Source organism: Streptomyces sp. NBC_01485, from assembly GCF_036227125.1.
GTDB lineage: Bacteria > Actinomycetota > Actinomycetes > Streptomycetales > Streptomycetaceae > Streptomyces.
Genome location: NZ_CP109435.1, coordinates 8,233,449 through 8,247,526, shown reverse-complemented (window position 1 = coordinate 8,247,526; position 14,078 = coordinate 8,233,449). Strand labels below are relative to the sequence as shown.

Annotated in this window: 14 protein-coding genes; 5 read left to right on the top strand and 9 right to left on the bottom strand. The window is 71.2% G+C overall.

Annotated features, from left to right (window positions below):
* Window positions 1-48: 48 nt before the first annotated feature.
* The 3 genes from OG352_RS36305 to OG352_RS36295 all read right to left on the bottom strand — a co-directional run bounded on the left by OG352_RS36305 (window position 49) and on the right by OG352_RS36295 (window position 2,616).
* On the bottom strand, window positions 49-837 hold the full coding sequence (locus OG352_RS36305; RefSeq protein ID WP_329222742.1) for an alpha/beta fold hydrolase: 789 nt from the start codon (window positions 835-837) through the stop codon (window positions 49-51).
* Between the two features lie 160 nt (window positions 838-997).
* Window positions 998-1,510, bottom strand: coding sequence for a hypothetical protein (locus tag OG352_RS36300; RefSeq protein WP_329222740.1), 513 nt, complete (start codon window positions 1,508-1,510; stop codon window positions 998-1,000).
* A gap of 95 nt (window positions 1,511-1,605) precedes the next feature.
* Window positions 1,606-2,616 carry a LacI family DNA-binding transcriptional regulator gene (locus OG352_RS36295; protein WP_329222739.1) on the bottom strand — a complete coding sequence of 337 codons (1,011 nt, stop codon included), beginning with the start codon at window positions 2,614-2,616 and terminating at the stop codon, window positions 1,606-1,608.
* Between the two features lie 143 nt (window positions 2,617-2,759).
* On the opposite strand from OG352_RS36295, the gene OG352_RS36290 reads away from it, so the two are divergent.
* Entirely contained in the window at window positions 2,760-3,917 is a 1,158-nt protein-coding gene (locus OG352_RS36290) for a Gfo/Idh/MocA family protein (RefSeq protein WP_329222737.1), read from the top strand.
* 154 nt (window positions 3,918-4,071) lie between these two features.
* Complete coding sequence (locus tag OG352_RS36285) at window positions 4,072-4,752, top strand: hypothetical protein (protein ID WP_329222736.1); 681 nt, start codon at window positions 4,072-4,074, stop codon at window positions 4,750-4,752.
* A 36-nt stretch (window positions 4,753-4,788) separates the two neighbouring features.
* Here OG352_RS36285 and OG352_RS36280 read toward each other — a convergent pair whose 3' ends face one another.
* The gene (locus OG352_RS36280; RefSeq protein ID WP_329222734.1) at window positions 4,789-5,823 is read right to left on the bottom strand and encodes a LacI family DNA-binding transcriptional regulator; all 1,035 of its coding nucleotides are present in this window, start codon (window positions 5,821-5,823) and stop codon (window positions 4,789-4,791) included.
* 182 nt (window positions 5,824-6,005) lie between these two features.
* Here OG352_RS36280 and OG352_RS36275 point away from each other — a divergent pair, with 182 nt between their 5' ends.
* The 3 genes from OG352_RS36275 to OG352_RS36265 all read left to right on the top strand — a co-directional run bounded on the left by OG352_RS36275 (window position 6,006) and on the right by OG352_RS36265 (window position 9,100).
* A complete protein-coding gene (locus OG352_RS36275) occupies window positions 6,006-7,193 on the top strand; it encodes a phytanoyl-CoA dioxygenase family protein (protein WP_329222733.1) in 1,188 nt (395 codons plus the stop codon).
* 15 nt (window positions 7,194-7,208) lie between these two features.
* Window positions 7,209-7,985, top strand: a complete 777-nt coding sequence (locus OG352_RS36270) for an SDR family oxidoreductase (RefSeq protein WP_329222732.1) — start codon at window positions 7,209-7,211, stop codon at window positions 7,983-7,985.
* A gap of 110 nt (window positions 7,986-8,095) precedes the next feature.
* Window positions 8,096-9,100 (top strand): Gfo/Idh/MocA family protein, encoded by a 1,005-nt coding sequence (locus OG352_RS36265; RefSeq protein WP_329222730.1) that lies wholly within the window; start codon window positions 8,096-8,098, stop codon window positions 9,098-9,100.
* Between the two features lie 80 nt (window positions 9,101-9,180).
* Here the strand turns inward: OG352_RS36265 and OG352_RS36260 are convergent, their stop codons facing one another.
* From OG352_RS36260 to OG352_RS36240, 5 genes are all read right to left on the bottom strand, one after another.
* A complete protein-coding gene (locus OG352_RS36260; RefSeq protein WP_329222729.1) occupies window positions 9,181-9,402 on the bottom strand; it encodes a hypothetical protein in 222 nt (73 codons plus the stop codon).
* Window positions 9,403-9,453: 51 nt separating this feature from the next.
* Window positions 9,454-10,710, bottom strand: coding sequence for a serine hydrolase domain-containing protein (locus OG352_RS36255; protein ID WP_329222727.1), 1,257 nt, complete (start codon window positions 10,708-10,710; stop codon window positions 9,454-9,456).
* Between the two features lie 150 nt (window positions 10,711-10,860).
* Entirely contained in the window at window positions 10,861-11,763 is a 903-nt protein-coding gene (locus OG352_RS36250; RefSeq protein WP_329222726.1) for a sugar phosphate isomerase/epimerase family protein, read from the bottom strand.
* A 1-nt stretch (window position 11,764) separates the two neighbouring features.
* Window positions 11,765-12,682, bottom strand: coding sequence for an ATP-binding cassette domain-containing protein (locus tag OG352_RS36245; protein ID WP_329222724.1), 918 nt, complete (start codon window positions 12,680-12,682; stop codon window positions 11,765-11,767).
* 6 nt (window positions 12,683-12,688) lie between these two features.
* Window positions 12,689-13,765: an ABC transporter permease gene (locus tag OG352_RS36240; protein WP_329222723.1), complete on the bottom strand. Its 1,077-nt coding sequence runs from the start codon at window positions 13,763-13,765 to the stop codon at window positions 12,689-12,691.
* Between the last annotated feature and the right edge of the window lie 313 nt (window positions 13,766-14,078).

The window sequence follows — 14,078 nt, the reverse complement described above, 5'->3', positions numbered from 1 at the left end:
CGACCTCCGGTCGCCCCGGCCCCGGCCCCGGCCCCGACCACGCGCGATTCAGCGCACCGACGCCGTGGCCGCCTCCGCGACGATCTCGGCGACCGCGGCCGGCTGGTCGACGAGGAGGAGGTGCCCCGCGTCCGCCACGGTGACCATGCGGACCTGCGGGCAGGCCCGCAGGTCGCGCCGCTCGCCGTCCGTCAGGCCGATCATGTCGCGGTCGCCGCGCACCACCCAGGCGGGCACGCCCGCCCCGCACAGCCTCGGGGCCAGCGACGGATACCGGTCCAGGTAGGCGTAGTAGCCCCGCACGATCCGTCGGCAGGCCGTCGGATCGTTGCCGCCCATGACCGCCGCCAGCGCCTCGGCGCGCTGCGGCGGCAGTTCGTGTTTCACGGACCAGGGCAGCAGTTTGAGCAGGGCCGTCCAGGCCGCGCCGCCCAGGCCGGGCACCCTGCCCACCGCGTTCAGCACGGTCAGGAACGTCGCCTCGTCGCCACGCGAGAAGGTCGGCGACAGCAGCACCAGTGGCCCCTTGAACAGGCCCAGCGCGGCCATCTCGATCGCCACGTTCGCGCCCAGGCTGTGCCCGACGACGGCGTCGCAACCGGACTCGGCGGCGAACTCCGCCATCAGCCGGGCGTAGTTCTCCATGGACACGTCCTCGGGCGCCTCGGTACGGCCGAAGCCCGGCTGGGTCGCCGCGACCATCCCCAGGCCCGCCACCGCAGGCTCGGCCATGACGTCCGCGTAGAACTCGGTCGTGCACAGCGCGCCCGGAATCATCAGCACCCGGTGCGAGGCGTTCGACGCGCCCGCCCGGCGAACATCCCGACGCTCACCCATACCTCGAGCGTGCCCCCGGACCCTCCCGACCGCACCCCGAACGCCGAACGCCGAACGCCGAATCCAACCCCGGCTCAAATGGGCACCGGACCGGTCGACGGCACGCCCGGCGACCGGCATGCGCACCAGCAGGCCACCCGTTGCATGGGCTATGGGCTCACTACTTGATGACCGCGTTCGCCACGACGACGATCACGCCGAGCAGCGCGTCCACCGCGCCGATCAGCACCGCGACCCGCCACGGGCGGTGCGACCAGCGGGCCGTGACCAGGCCCAGGGCGAACAGCATGACGATGTTCAGGGCGAACGCCGGGTACTCCACCCCGTTCGCCGGCCACCAGCCCCAGCCCGCGCCCGCGAGCACCAGGACCGTGGGCAGCACGGCCGCGACCAACGGCCACTCCTCGGCGAGGGTGCGCAGCGCGTCCCCGCGACGGTGCGGGGCGCGCTCGGCGATGTAGTGGGCGTAGCCGTGCGCGAGCGCGGAGGCGAGGGCCGTGACCAGCAGCCAGATGGCGTCGTAGCGGCGGCTGTCCTGTGAGCTGTGCCCGTACTGGGTGAGCGCGGCGACCATCGAGCTCGCCAGGACCGCGCCGTAGACCCCGCCGAAGAGCAGCGCCTCGCGCGTGTCCTGCCGGTGCGGCCGGCCCGCCGCCGCGGTGTCGTCCGCCATGGGCCCCACGATCACCCGGCCCCGCACGGCCCGCCAGTCGTGCCGACCCGTCGTACCGACCAGTTCTGCCGGGATGCCACGCGGGGCGTACGCGATCAGTCCGTCGGCGGAGGCGCCGTCGTCCCCCGGACCTCCAGGGTCGGTGCGGCCAGGTGCACGCGCCCCTCTCCCCCGGGCTGTTCGAGACGGTCGAGGAGGCAGCGGGCGGCCCGGCGGCCGACCTCGCGGCCGGCGCCGTCGACGGTCGTGAGCCACACATGGCGCAGCCGGGAGATGCTGGTGTCGTCGTAGCCGACCACGGACAGGTCGCGCGGTACGCGCAGGCCCAGTTCCTCGGCCGCCGACAGCACCCCGACCGCCGTCATGTCGTTGACGGCGAACACGGCCGTGGGCCGGTCGGCGCGGGCGAGCAGCCGGACGGTGGCCCGATAGCCGCCCTCCTCGGTCATGTCACCCGCCTCGACCGGCGCCCCGTCGGCCGCGGCCGCTCCCCGCGCGCTCATGGTGGCCTCGAAGCCGCGTCGGCGCAGGTCGGCGGCGGCGCCGTACCCCGCGAGGTGGGCGATGCGGCGGTGGCCGAGTCCGACGAGGTGCTCGGTGGCCAGGCGGGCGCCGTGCTCGTCGTCGTTGGCGACCAGGTCCACCCCGGCCGGCACCGGCTCGCGGGCCCCCGCGACGACGACCGGCATCCGGGCGGCGACGGTCTCCAGGGCCGCCGGGTCGGGCAGGGTGCCGACGACGACCAGTCCGTCCGCCCCCAGGTCGAGGAAGGGACCGGCCGGGTCCTGGCCTGCGCGGCGGTTGAGGCGGGCGTCGGCGAGCAGCATGTGCAGGCCGCTCGCGTGCAGCAGGGAGTTCAGGCCGTCGAGGAGGTCGACGTACCAGGGGTTGCGCAGGTCGTGCAGCAGGACGCCGACCGTGCGGGTGCGCTGCTCGCTGAGGCTGCGAGCGGCCGCGTTGGGCCGGTAGCCCAGCTCGCGCACGGCCCGCAGGACGGCCTCCCGCTTCTCGGCGCGCACCTGCTCGGAGCCGCGCAGCACGAGGGAGACCAGCGACTTGGACACACCGGCCCGGTCGGCGACGTCACGGATGGTCGGCGGTCTCATGGTGTGGACCGTTCCATGGAAGACAGTGGTTGTCAAAGGGTGCCCGAAAGAGCACTGAAGGGGTGGTGAGGGGCTTGACACCCTCGGGAAACGGCCTTCAGGGTGACCTGGACAGGTATGGACCGGTCCAAAGAGGGGCTGTAGTGGTGGATGCGCTCGGAGTCGCCGTCGTCGGGTTCGGCTGGATGGGCCGGGTGCACAGCCAGGCGTACGCCCGCGTCCGGCACCACTATCCGGGGCTGGCGCTGCGTCCCGAGCTGGTGACCGTCGCCGAGGAGGTGCCCGGCCGGGCGGAGGAGGCCGCCGACCAGTTCGGCTTCGCCGCCGTCACCCGGGACTGGCGCGAGGTGGCCGCCGACCCGCGCGTGCGGGCCGTCAGCATCACCGCGCCGAACTTCCTGCACCGTGAGATCGGTGTCGCGATGGCCGAGGCCGGCAAGCACATCTGGATCGAGAAGCCGGTCGGCCTCACCCCGGGTGACGCCCGGGCGGTGGCGGACGCGGTGGCCGCGGCGGGCGTCCAGGGCACGGTCGGCTTCAACTACCGCAACGCGCCCGCCGTGGAGACGGCCCGCGACCTGATCGCCGCCGGTGAGATCGGCGCGGTCACCCACGTCCGCATACGCCTGTTCAGCGACTACGCGGCCCACCCGGACGGCGCCCTGACCTGGCGGTTCGAGCGGGAGCGGGGCGGCAGCGGAGTGCTGGGCGACCTGGCCTCGCACGGCGCCGACCTGGCCCGTTTCCTGCTCGGCGACCTCGCCGCCCTGACGGCCGACACAGCGGTCTTCGTACCCGAGCGGGCCCGCCCGACCGGGGCGACGGCGGGCCACAGCCGCGCCGCCGGCGGTGAGCTCGGCCCGGTCGAGAACGAGGACTACGTCAACTGTCTGCTGCGCTTCGCCTCCGGCGCGCGGGGCGTGCTGGAGGCCTGCCGGGTCTCGGTCGGCGAGCAGAACAACTACGGCTTCGAGGTGCACGGCACCAAGGGCGCGGTGTTCTGGGACTTCAGGAGGATGAACGAACTGGGCGTCAGCCGCGGCACGACGTACCAGGACCAGCCGGTGAGCACGGTGTACGTCGGCCCGGGCGACGGCGAGTTCGGCGCCTTCCAGCCGGGCGCGGCGAACGCCATGGGCTACGACGACCTGAAGGTGGTGGAGGCGTACCGCTTCCTGCGCTCGGTCGCCGAGGGCACCCCGTACGGGGCGACCCTCGCGGACGCGGTGCACAGCGCGACCGTGCTGGAGGCCATGACCCGGTCGGCGGAAAGCGGCTCCTGGGTGGACGTGCGCCCGTAGGGGGGTGTTGATGTGCACCCGTAGGGGTGGGTGCTGGGGGCACCCCCGACTCGGTGCTCAGGCCCAGGGACCGCGAGCCCCGGGAACGGCAGGCTTCTCGGTGTCGGCACGCACGCCGGCACCGGATCCGCCACACCGAACTCGGGGGACACCCATGTCGGAATTCCTCGCCCGGCGACTGACCGGACTCGCGGGCATCGTCGCCGCGGTCGCTCTCATCGTCCAGGTACCGCTGTACTTCGTCTACGCGGGACCGCCTCCGGACGCGAACGTGCTGGCCCGGCTGCTGATCGGGATCGTCGCGCTGGCGTCCCTGGTCGTGTTCGTGACCGCTTTCCAGGAGCTGGTCGGGCGGGTGAGCCCGGACCATGCGTGGGTGGGCTCGATCGCGACCGCCACGGGGATGGTCTACGCGACGGTCACCCTCGTCTCCATGGGCCTGGAGGCGGGCGCGGTCATCGCCGTCGACCATCCGATCGACCCGACCATCGACGTCAGTGGCACCTACATCCTCTACGGGTCGATCTCCCGTCTGATGCTGGCGCTCTTCCTGACCGCGCTCGGGTACGCCGTCTCCCGGACCCGTCTCCTGCCGCGCTGGACCGGCCGCTCGGCGTACGTCCTGGCCGGGATCAACCTGGCCTTCGTGCCGTCGCTGTTCTTCGGCAACGACCCGTCGTTCTTCTATGCGGCGAACGGCTGGGGCACGACCGCGCTGACGGGGGCCGTCCTCAGCTACTGGCTGCTGGCCCTGGGCGTCTCGACGTACCGCAGCGCGGCCCGCGTCACCCCGGCGACCACGTCCACGCCCACGTCACCGGCACTCCGGCACTGACCACCGCACAGCCCGCGCCCCAGGTGGCGGCCCGCTTCAGCCGGCCGTCGTCTGGGGCGGCATGTTGTACGGGGTGACCACCTGGATCGGCGACGGCAGCATGGGCCCGGCCGGCGGCAGCGCGCCGTGGGCCCGCATCACGGTGTGGCAGGCCTCGCGCACGTCGTGGCGCAGGTCGTGGTGGAGGACGGCGGACAGCCGGTGCTCGCTCAGCAGCCGGGTGTTGTCGTGGTCGAGGTCGTGCGCGACGAACACGGCGCACTCCCGGCCGAGGTCGGCGAAGGCGCGCAGGGTGGCGATGTTGCCGCCGCCGATGGAGTAGACGGCGCGGATGTCCGGGTCGCGTTCCAGCGCGGCCCGGACGAGGTCGTACTGGGTGGCGTCCAGCCCCTGTCCCTCGGCGATCTCGACGAGCGCGCGCTCGGGATGGCGGGCCCGCATCACGCTGCGGAAGCCCATCTCGCGCTCCTCCTCGTTGCGGAAGAATCCGCTGCTCAGGCTGGTGAGCACATTGCCGGGGCGGTCTCCGAGCCACTGGCCCGTGAGGTAGGCGGCGGTGGCGCCGGCGGACCGGTCGTCGATGCCGACGTAGCCGAGGCGGGCGCTGGCGGGCAGGTCCGTGACCAGGGTGACGACCGGGATGCCGGCGGCCACCAGCCGGCCGACGGCGGCGGTGACCTCGGGGACGTCCGGCGCCTTGAGGATCACCCCCTGCGAACCGCGCCGCACTATCCGGTCCAGGGTCGAGACCAGCTCCCGCACCGGTCCGGTCTCCCGGAAGTGGAAGCGGGAGCGCAGCACTGCCGGGTGCAGGGACGGCAGCTCGGCCTCCAGGGCGGCCCGGACGGCGGTGCTGAACCGTTCCGGCGACTGCATCACGATGTCGATCATGAAGGTGCGGCCGGTGAGTCTGACCTGCGTGCGCTGGCGGTCCAGGTCGGCGATGGCCCGCTGGACCTCCTGCACGGTGGACTCGCGCACCCCTCCCCTGCCGTTGAGGACCCGGTCGACGGTGGCCTCACTGAGGCCCGCCTGACGTGCGATCTCACGGATGGGGAAGGGGTGACCCACGGAAAGCTCCCGGGATTGCGCTCGAAGATTGCCTTGGGGGTGCGCTTGAGGATGCGCTTGAGGGGTTTTTGATGGCCGCCTGCTGGTTGTTCGACGGGTTTGTCATGACAACAATGGCAGCGCTGAGCCACCGTTGTCAGTGCTGAGCCGCCATTGTCATCGAAGTCATCGAAGGGACGCCGATGTCCTTCACTTCCGGGCCGGACCGTGCCGGGGCTGCCGGGGACCGCTCCTGGCTGTCCGAGCAGGACTGCGACCTCGACGCCTTCCGCTCGCTGGTCGAGCGCAAGGCCGAACTCGCCGACTTCCCGCACGCCGCCGCGGTCGAGGGGAACGTCCTCGTCTACGACAGTGAGCGCCTGCGCGCCGCCGGCGCGGACCGTGCGGTGCGCGCCGAGCTGGTGCGGGCCCTGACCGACGGTCCCGGCGTCGTCGTCTTCCGGGGCGCCTTCCCCGATCCGGCGGTCGTCGACCGGGCCACCGCCGTCTTCGACGCGCTCATCGCCGAGCAGCACGCCTCGGGTGCGACCGCCGGCGACCACTTCGCGAAGCCGGGCGCCAACGACCGCGTCTGGAACGCCCTGGAGAAGGCCGCCCTGTACGACCCGGAGGCGTTCGCCGACTACTACGCCAACGACGTCCTCGCGCTGGTCTCGCGAGCCTGGCTGGGCCCCGGCTACCAGGTGACCTCGCAGGTCAACGTGGTCAACCCGGGCGGCGCGGCGCAGAGCCCGCACCGCGACTACCACCTCGGGTTCCTCTCCAACGACGCGGCCGCCGCCTATCCGGCGCACGTCCACCGCCTCTCCCCGGTGCTCACGCTCCAGGGCGCGGTGGCGCACTGCGACATGCCGGTGGAGTCCGGCCCCACGCTGTACCTGCCCTACTCGCAAGGGTACGAGCCCGGCTATCTGGCGTGGCGACTGCCCAAGTTCCAGGAGTACTTCGAGCAGCACCATGTCCAACTCCCCCTGGCGAAGGGCGACGCGGCCTTCTTCAACCCGGCCGTCTTCCACGCCGCCGGCACCAACCGCACCGCCGGCGTACGCCGGATGGCCAACCTGCTCCAGGTGTCCTCGGCCTTCGGGCGCGCGATGGAGACCGTGGACCGCGAGGCGGTGGCGAACGCGGTCTTCCCCGTGCTGCTGAAGCGCCGGGCGCAGGGCGTGGGCCAGGAGTGGCTGGAGCGGGTCGTGGCCGCGAGCGCCGAGGGCTACCCCTTCCCCACCAACCTCGACAACGACCCGCCGGTCGACGGTCTGGCCCCGGCCACACAGGCGGACGTCGTACGGCGGGCGCTGCACGAGGAGTGGACCCCGCAGGCACTCCGGGACGAGCTGCGGGCCGGCGCCGAGCGGCGCATCAGCTGAAAGGATCCACCGCACATGGGACTTCTCGACGACAAGGTCGTCCTCGTCAACGGCGGCAGCCAGGGGGTGGGCGCGGCCATCGCGCGGGCGGCGGTCCGCGAGGGCGCGCTCGTCGCCGTCACCGGACGGCGGCCCGAGCCGGGCGAGGCGCTGGCGGCGGAGCTGACCGCGGCGGGCGGCAAGGCGCTCTTCGTCCGGGCCGACCTGTCGGACGCCGGGCAGGCGAAGGCGTCGGTGGCCGAGACGGTCGCCGCGTACGGCCGGGTCGACTGCCTGGTCAACTCGGCCGGTCTGACGTCCCGGGGCACGCTCCTGGACACCACGCCCGAGCTGTTCGACGAGCACATCGCGATCAACCTCAAGGCGCCGTTCTTCGCCATGCAGGCGGCGGTGGCGGACATGCTGGCCCGCGAGGCGCCCGGCACGATCGTCAACATCATCACCACCTCGTCGCACGGCGGTCAGCCGTTCCTCGCGCCGTACGTCGCCTCCAAGGCCGGCCTGGTCGGGCTGACCCGCAACGCGGCGCACGCCCATCGCTTCGACCGGGTGCGGATCAACGGCCTGAACATCGGCTGGACGGCCACCGAGGGCGAGGACGCGACGCAGAAGGCGTTCCACGACGCCGGGGACGACTGGCGCGAGCAGGCGGCGGCCCGGCTGCCGATGGGCAAGCTGGGCCAGCCGGACGAGATCGCCGACTTCGTGGTCTTCCTGCTGTCCGAGCGCTCGGGCGTGGTCACCGGTTCGGTGATCGACTGGGACCAGAACGTGCTGGGCGGGATGGACTAAGGGAAACAACAAGCCCGTCCGGCGGTCGAGGCCGAGCCGGACGGGCGATCGGGGTTCCGGTGCGGAGCCCCGGCGACGGACCAACCACTCTCAGGGAAGCAGCGAAGCACATGCGCATCGGAATCCTCGGCCTCGGCCGCATCGGCGCCTTCCACGCCGAGACCCTCTCCGGACTCGACGCCGTCGAGTCGCTCGTCGTGGCCGACCCGTTCGCGGAAGCCGCCAAGAAGGCGGCCGAGCGGTTCGGCGCCGAGGTCGCGGACTCCCCCGAAGCCGTGCTGGACGCCGGTGTGGACGGTGTCGTGGTCGCCGCCGCGACCGACGCCCACCCGGGCCTGATCCTGGCCGCCGTCGAGGCGGGCATCCCCGTCTTCTGCGAGAAGCCCGTCGCCAGGACGATGGCAGAGGGCGTCGCCGTGCTCAAGGCCGTCCAGGGCAGTTCCGTCCCCATCCAGATCGGCTACAACCGCCGCTTCGACGCGGGCTTCGTGGCCGCGCGGGCCGCCGTACAGGCCGGTGAGCTGGGCAAGCTGCACACGGTCCGCTCGACCACGCTGGACCCGGCCCCGCCGCCGGCCGCGTACATCGCCGCCTCCGGGGGCATCTTCCGGGACTGTTCCGTGCACGACTTCGACATCATCCGCTGGGTGACGGGCCGCGAGGTCACCGAGGTGTACGCGGTCGGCGGCAACCGGGGCGCCGACTACATCAAGGAGGCGGGCGACGCCGACACCACCGGCGCGATCCTCACCCTCGACGACGGCACGATCGCGGTGGTCTCCAACTCCCGCCACAACGCCCGCGGTTACGACGTCCGCATGGAGATCCACGGCTTCGCGGACTCGATCGCCGTGGGTCTGGAGGACAAGCTGCCGCTGCGCTCGGTGGAGCCCGGGGTGACCTTCCCGGCCGGCACCCCGCACGACTTCTTCATGGACCGCTTCGCCGCCGCCTACCGCGCCGAACTCACCGCGTTCACCGAGGTCGTGGCAGGCCACCGGCCTTCGCCCTGCACGATCGAGGACGCCTTGGAGGCGGGCTGGATCGCGGACGCCTGCACGCTGTCGCTGCACGAGCACCGGCCGGTGACGATCGCCGAGGTCCGCGCCGCCTGAGGTGAGGCCGAGGCCGAGCCTGAGGCCTGGGCTGCGGGAAGGGCGACCGGGGGCATGGTCCCGGTCGCCCTTCTCCGCTCTCACAGGCCGAAGCGCATCGCGACCTCGTCAGGGTCGTAGGCGTCGCGTGCCGGATCCCGGGGGTGGGCCGGCCGCTCCTCCACCATGTCCTGCGGGAGCACCCGCTCGGGCAGCGCCCCGAACCGGGCCCGGCGCGCGGCCTCCACGGCGCCGGCCTGCTCCACGTCCCGCGCGCCTTCCTGCGCCTCTTCCTCTATCGCTTCCCGCGTTTCTTCCTGCATCTCACCCTCCCCGTCCCCTGCTCCACACACCTTGTACTTCCCTGAACGTTCTCACTGCGCCGCTGGTTCCGCCGGCAGGTTGAAGACATGGTCCGGGGAGATGATCGTCGTGATCGCGTCGCCGAGCAGGGTGCTCGGCTCCTCGTTCTTGTAGTTGATGTCGGTGTTGAGCAGCACGACGAGTGTCGCCCGCGCCGACGGCAGGTAGATGGTCAGGGACTCGTAGCCCGGCAGGGAGCCGTTGTGGCCGATCCAGCCCTGCACGTTGAAGATGCCGAGCCCGTATCCGGCGCCCGGGATCGGGGTCGCCGGGGTGATCAGCCGCTGCTTCTGTGTGGCGGGACTGATCAGCGTCTCACCGTTCGGCAGAACGCCCGTGGCCACTGTGCGCGCCCAGGTGTGCAGGTCCTGAAGCTGGGAGATCATCGCGCCGGCCGCCCAGCCCCAGGAGGGGTTCCAGTCGGCCGAGTCCTCGACCTTCCCGGTGGCGGTCTGGTTGGTGTAGCCCTGGGAGTGCGGTGTCGGGAACTCGTTGCCGGTCGGGAAGAGGGTGTGCGCCATGCCTGCCCGGTCGAGGATGTGCTGCTGGATGTAGTTCGCGAGTGTCTGGCCGCTGATCTTCTCCACCACCAGGCCGAGCAGGATCAGGTTGGTGTTGCAGTAGTAGAACTTCTCGCCCGGCGGGAACAGCACAGGGTGCTTGAAGGAGTAGTCGAGCAGTTCCTGCGGGGTGAACGGCCGCTGCGGATTCGAGGTCAGCGCCTTGAAGAAGTCCTCGTCCGCCGAGTAGTTGAAGAGCCCGCTGCGCATGCCGGCCAGTTGCCGCAGGGTGATCTTGTCGCCGTTCGGTACGCCGTCGATGTACTTGTCGATGGTGTCGTCGAGGCCGATCTTGCCCTGGTCGACGAGTTCCAGCAGCGCGGTGACGGTGAACGTCTTGGTCTCGCTGCCGATCCGCATGTAGAGGCCCGGATCCATCTTCTGGCCGGTGCTCTTGTCGCGGACGCCGAAGGACTTCACGTAGTCGCCCTGGCCGGGCGTCCAGATGCCGACGGTCACACCGGGGATGCTCGCCTGCTTCATGACCCGCTGCACGGCCGCGTCGACCTGCTTCTGCACGGCGGGGGTGAGTTCGACGACGCCATCACCGGACGAGGACGACGGGGAGGGTGGTTCGGTGACGGTGGGGGCAGCGGCGGCCGAGGCGGGCAGTGCCGTCGCCGCACCGCCCGCGATCGGCACCACCAGCGCCCCCACCGCGGTGGCGACGACGATCCCTCTGCGCACGCGCGTGTACGGGTGTGTCATGGGCCTTCTCCCGCATGAGGAGGTTGACGCCGCAGGCCACAGCCGCACCCATGGGCACGGGCCGCATGCGGCCCATCAGCACCAGGATAGGAGCGCCCGCACGCCACCGCCTGCCGACGGAGACTGCGCGGATGCGTGGGCCCTGCCCGCTCACGCCCCGCAGGAGCGCAGGAACTTCCGGGTGCGGATCGCGATGGCCAGCGGCGCGTCCGGCTCGCACGGGTACATGTCCTGCTCGACGATCGCGAACAGCTCGACGCCCAGCCGCTGCGCCGCGACGAGGACGGGCTCCAACTCCGGTACACCGGACGGCGGTTCGCACATCACGCCGCGCTGCACGGCGGGACCGAACGGCACCTCGTCCCGGACGATGTCGGCGAGGACGTCCGGGTCGACCTGTTTGAGGTGGAGGTAGCCGATGCGTTCGCCGTAGGTCTCGATCAACTGGACGCTGTCGCCGCCGCAGTAGGCGTAATGGCCGGTGTCCAGGCAGAGGTTGACGAGTTCGCTGTCGGTGGAGTCGAGGAAGCGCTCGACGTGCTGCTCGGTGTCGAGGTGCGTGTCGGCGTGCGGATGCACGACGAGGTCCAGGCCGTACGCCTCCTGCACCTCGTGGCCCAACCGCTCCATGCCCTTGGTGAGATGGGCCCACTGACTGCCCGTCAGTTCCGGCGGCTCCAGGAGCTCGGCCGTCTTGTCGTCCCGCCAGAAGGCCGGGATGACGACGAGGTGCCGGGCGCCCATCGCCTGGGTGAGCGCGGCCACTTCGCTGACGTGTGCCCAGGTGGACTCCCAGACGGACGGGCCGCGGTGCAGTCCGGTGAAGACCGTGCCCGCCGAGACGCTCAGCCCCCGCCTGGCGACCTCGTCTTCGAGACGGGCCGGGTCGGTCGGCAGATAGCCGTAGGGGCCGAGTTCGATCCAGGAGTAGCCGGCCTCGGAGACCTCGTCCAGGAAGCGTTCCCAGGGCACCTGCCGGGGGTCGTCGGGGAACCACACGCCCCAGGAGTCGGGGGCCGAGCCGACGCGGATGCGGTCGAGGGCGTTCGCCATGTCACGGCGTCCCCTCTGCCGGGTCCGCCGCGGGAACGGTGAGGTCCTTCTCCTCCGGGAGCTCCTCGACGTCCACGCCGCGCACTTGGGCCAACTCGTGCTTCAGGGCCGCGAGTTCGGTGCCGCCGGCCATGTGGTTGGTGAGTTCTTCGAGGGTGACCGCGCTGCGGTCGGCGCTCAACTCCATGGTGCCGAGGCGCAGGACGCTGAAGTGGTCGCCGACCATGTAGGCGTGGTGGGGGTTGTGGGTGATGAAGATGACGCCGAGGCCGCGGTCGCGGGCGGCGGCGATGTACTTCAGGACCACGCCGGACTGCTTGACGCCGAGGGCGGCGGTGGGCTCGTCCAGGATGAGGACGCGGGCGCCGAAGTGGACGGCGCGGGCGATGGCCACGCACTGGCGCTGGCCGCCGGACAGCGTCCCGATGGGCTGCTCGAGATCGTCGAGGACGATGCCCATGTTGCGCAGCTCCTCGTCGGCGGTCTTCTTCATCTTCTCGATGTCGAGACGTTGCACGGGCCAGGGGCCCTTGGTGAGCTCGGAGCCGAGGAAGAAGTTCCGCCAGACGGGCATCAGCGGGACGGTGGCGAGGTCCTGGTAGACGGTGGCGATGCCGCGGTCGAGGGCCTGGCGCGGGGTGGTGAAGTGCACCGGTTCGCCGTCGACGAGGAACTCGCCCTCGGTGTGCCGGTGCAGCCCGGAGATGATCTTGATCAGGGTGGACTTGCCGGCGCCGTTGTCACCGAGCACGCAGGTCACCTTGCCGGGACGGACGGCGAGGCTCACACCGTGCAGGGCACGGATGTTGCCGTAGGACTTGCCTGCGTTGCGCAGCTCGACGAGCACCCGGCCGCCGTTCTCGGGGACGGTGTCCGTGAGGATCGCGCCGTGCGTTCCGCTTCCGTTACTGGTGGTCATGGGGGGTCACCTCCGGGTCGCCGCGCGGCCGACCCACAGATTGATCAGGACGGCGCCGAGCAGCATCACGCCGAGGAACGCCTTGAACCAGTCGGGGTTCCAGCCGGCGTAGACGATGCCCTGCTGCACCATGCCGAACATGAACGCGCCGAAGACCGGGCCGATCGCGGAACCGGCACCGCCGGTCAGCAGACAGCCGCCGATCACCGCCGCGGAGATGTAGATCAGCTCCTGGCCGACGCCCTCGCCGGACTGCACGGTGTTGAACGTGAACAGCTGGTGCATGCCGACGAACCAGGCGCCGAAACCGACCAGCATGAACAGCGAGATCTTGGTGAACGTCACGGGCACACCGACGGCCCGCGCGGACTCCTTGTTGCCGCCCACCGCGAAGATCCAGTTGCCGTACTTCGTACGGATCAGAACCCAGGTCGCGATGGCCGCGAAGACCAGCCAGTACACGATGGTGATCTTCACCTGGACGCCGGCGACGCCGAAGGACGAGGCGAAGACCTTCCTCGCCTGGCCGAAGCCGTCCATGTCGCTGATGTCGTCGGTCGCCACGTTGCTGGTGATCAGCTTGGTCACCGCGAGGTTGACGCCCTGGAGGATCAGGAAGGTGCCCAGGGTGACGAGGAAGCTCGGCAGCCCGGTCTTGACCACCACCCAGCCGTTGAAGAAGCCGATGGCGAGGGACAACAGGAGCGCGACGACCACACCGACCCAGACGTTCGTGGTCAGTTGGTAGCTGAGCATGCTCGCGGCGAGCGCCGAGGTGATCACGGCGACACCGGCCGAGAGGTCGAACTCGCCGCCGATCATCAGCAGCGCCACCGGAAGGGCCATGATCCCGATCGTCGACGACTGATACAGGACGTTGGCCATCGAACTGCCGTCCCGCACCGGGGGCGCGGCGATCAGGAAGAACACGTACACCGCGACGGCGCCGAGGAACACCCCCACCTCGGGGCGCGCCAACAGTCTGAGAGCCAGCGGGCGTTGCGTGGTCCGGCCGTCACTCTCCTCGCGGCTCGGCGCCGGCGGTGGGGTCACCGCCGGCTCGGCAGGGTGGGTCATGATCATCACCTGGTGCCCTTCGGGGCGGACGCGGCGACCGCGTCGACGTCGGACTCGTCGACGAAGACCGGGCCGGTCGGCACCGGCCGTTCCCCGCCGCCCATGTAGTTGCCGTTGGCCCTGTCCCCGCTCTCCTCGGACTTCTCTCCGCCGCGGCCATGGCCACGGCGGGGCCGTTTCTACTCAGATTGGGGCCATGGAGCCAGGTCCGCGACTTTCCTCGACGAGACCAATGCCCACACCACTGCCCATATTTTGTTAAGACATCCTTTCACGAGCAGGTCAGAATGTAAGAACAAAGCCTTGACATTGGGGCCCC

What these genes read in the sequence shown, in the direction of transcription:
- OG352_RS36240 (WP_329222723.1), bottom strand. Translation starts at nt 13,765, where the DNA reads ATGATCATGACCCACCCTGCCGAGCCGGCGGTGACCCCACCGCCGGCG.
- OG352_RS36275 (WP_329222733.1), top strand. Translation starts at nt 6,006, where the DNA reads ATGTCCTTCACTTCCGGGCCGGACCGTGCCGGGGCTGCCGGGGACCGC.
- OG352_RS36255 (WP_329222727.1), bottom strand. Translation starts at nt 10,710, where the DNA reads ATGACACACCCGTACACGCGCGTGCGCAGAGGGATCGTCGTCGCCACC.
- OG352_RS36285 (WP_329222736.1), top strand. Translation starts at nt 4,072, where the DNA reads ATGTCGGAATTCCTCGCCCGGCGACTGACCGGACTCGCGGGCATCGTC.
- OG352_RS36305 (WP_329222742.1), bottom strand. Translation starts at nt 837, where the DNA reads ATGGGTGAGCGTCGGGATGTTCGCCGGGCGGGCGCGTCGAACGCCTCG.
- OG352_RS36250 (WP_329222726.1), bottom strand. Translation starts at nt 11,763, where the DNA reads ATGGCGAACGCCCTCGACCGCATCCGCGTCGGCTCGGCCCCCGACTCC.
- OG352_RS36270 (WP_329222732.1), top strand. Translation starts at nt 7,209, where the DNA reads ATGGGACTTCTCGACGACAAGGTCGTCCTCGTCAACGGCGGCAGCCAG.
- OG352_RS36300 (WP_329222740.1), bottom strand. Translation starts at nt 1,510, where the DNA reads ATGGCGGACGACACCGCGGCGGCGGGCCGGCCGCACCGGCAGGACACG.
- OG352_RS36265 (WP_329222730.1), top strand. Translation starts at nt 8,096, where the DNA reads ATGCGCATCGGAATCCTCGGCCTCGGCCGCATCGGCGCCTTCCACGCC.
- OG352_RS36260 (WP_329222729.1), bottom strand. Translation starts at nt 9,402, where the DNA reads ATGCAGGAAGAAACGCGGGAAGCGATAGAGGAAGAGGCGCAGGAAGGC.
- OG352_RS36245 (WP_329222724.1), bottom strand. Translation starts at nt 12,682, where the DNA reads ATGACCACCAGTAACGGAAGCGGAACGCACGGCGCGATCCTCACGGAC.
- OG352_RS36295 (WP_329222739.1), bottom strand. Translation starts at nt 2,616, where the DNA reads ATGAGACCGCCGACCATCCGTGACGTCGCCGACCGGGCCGGTGTGTCC.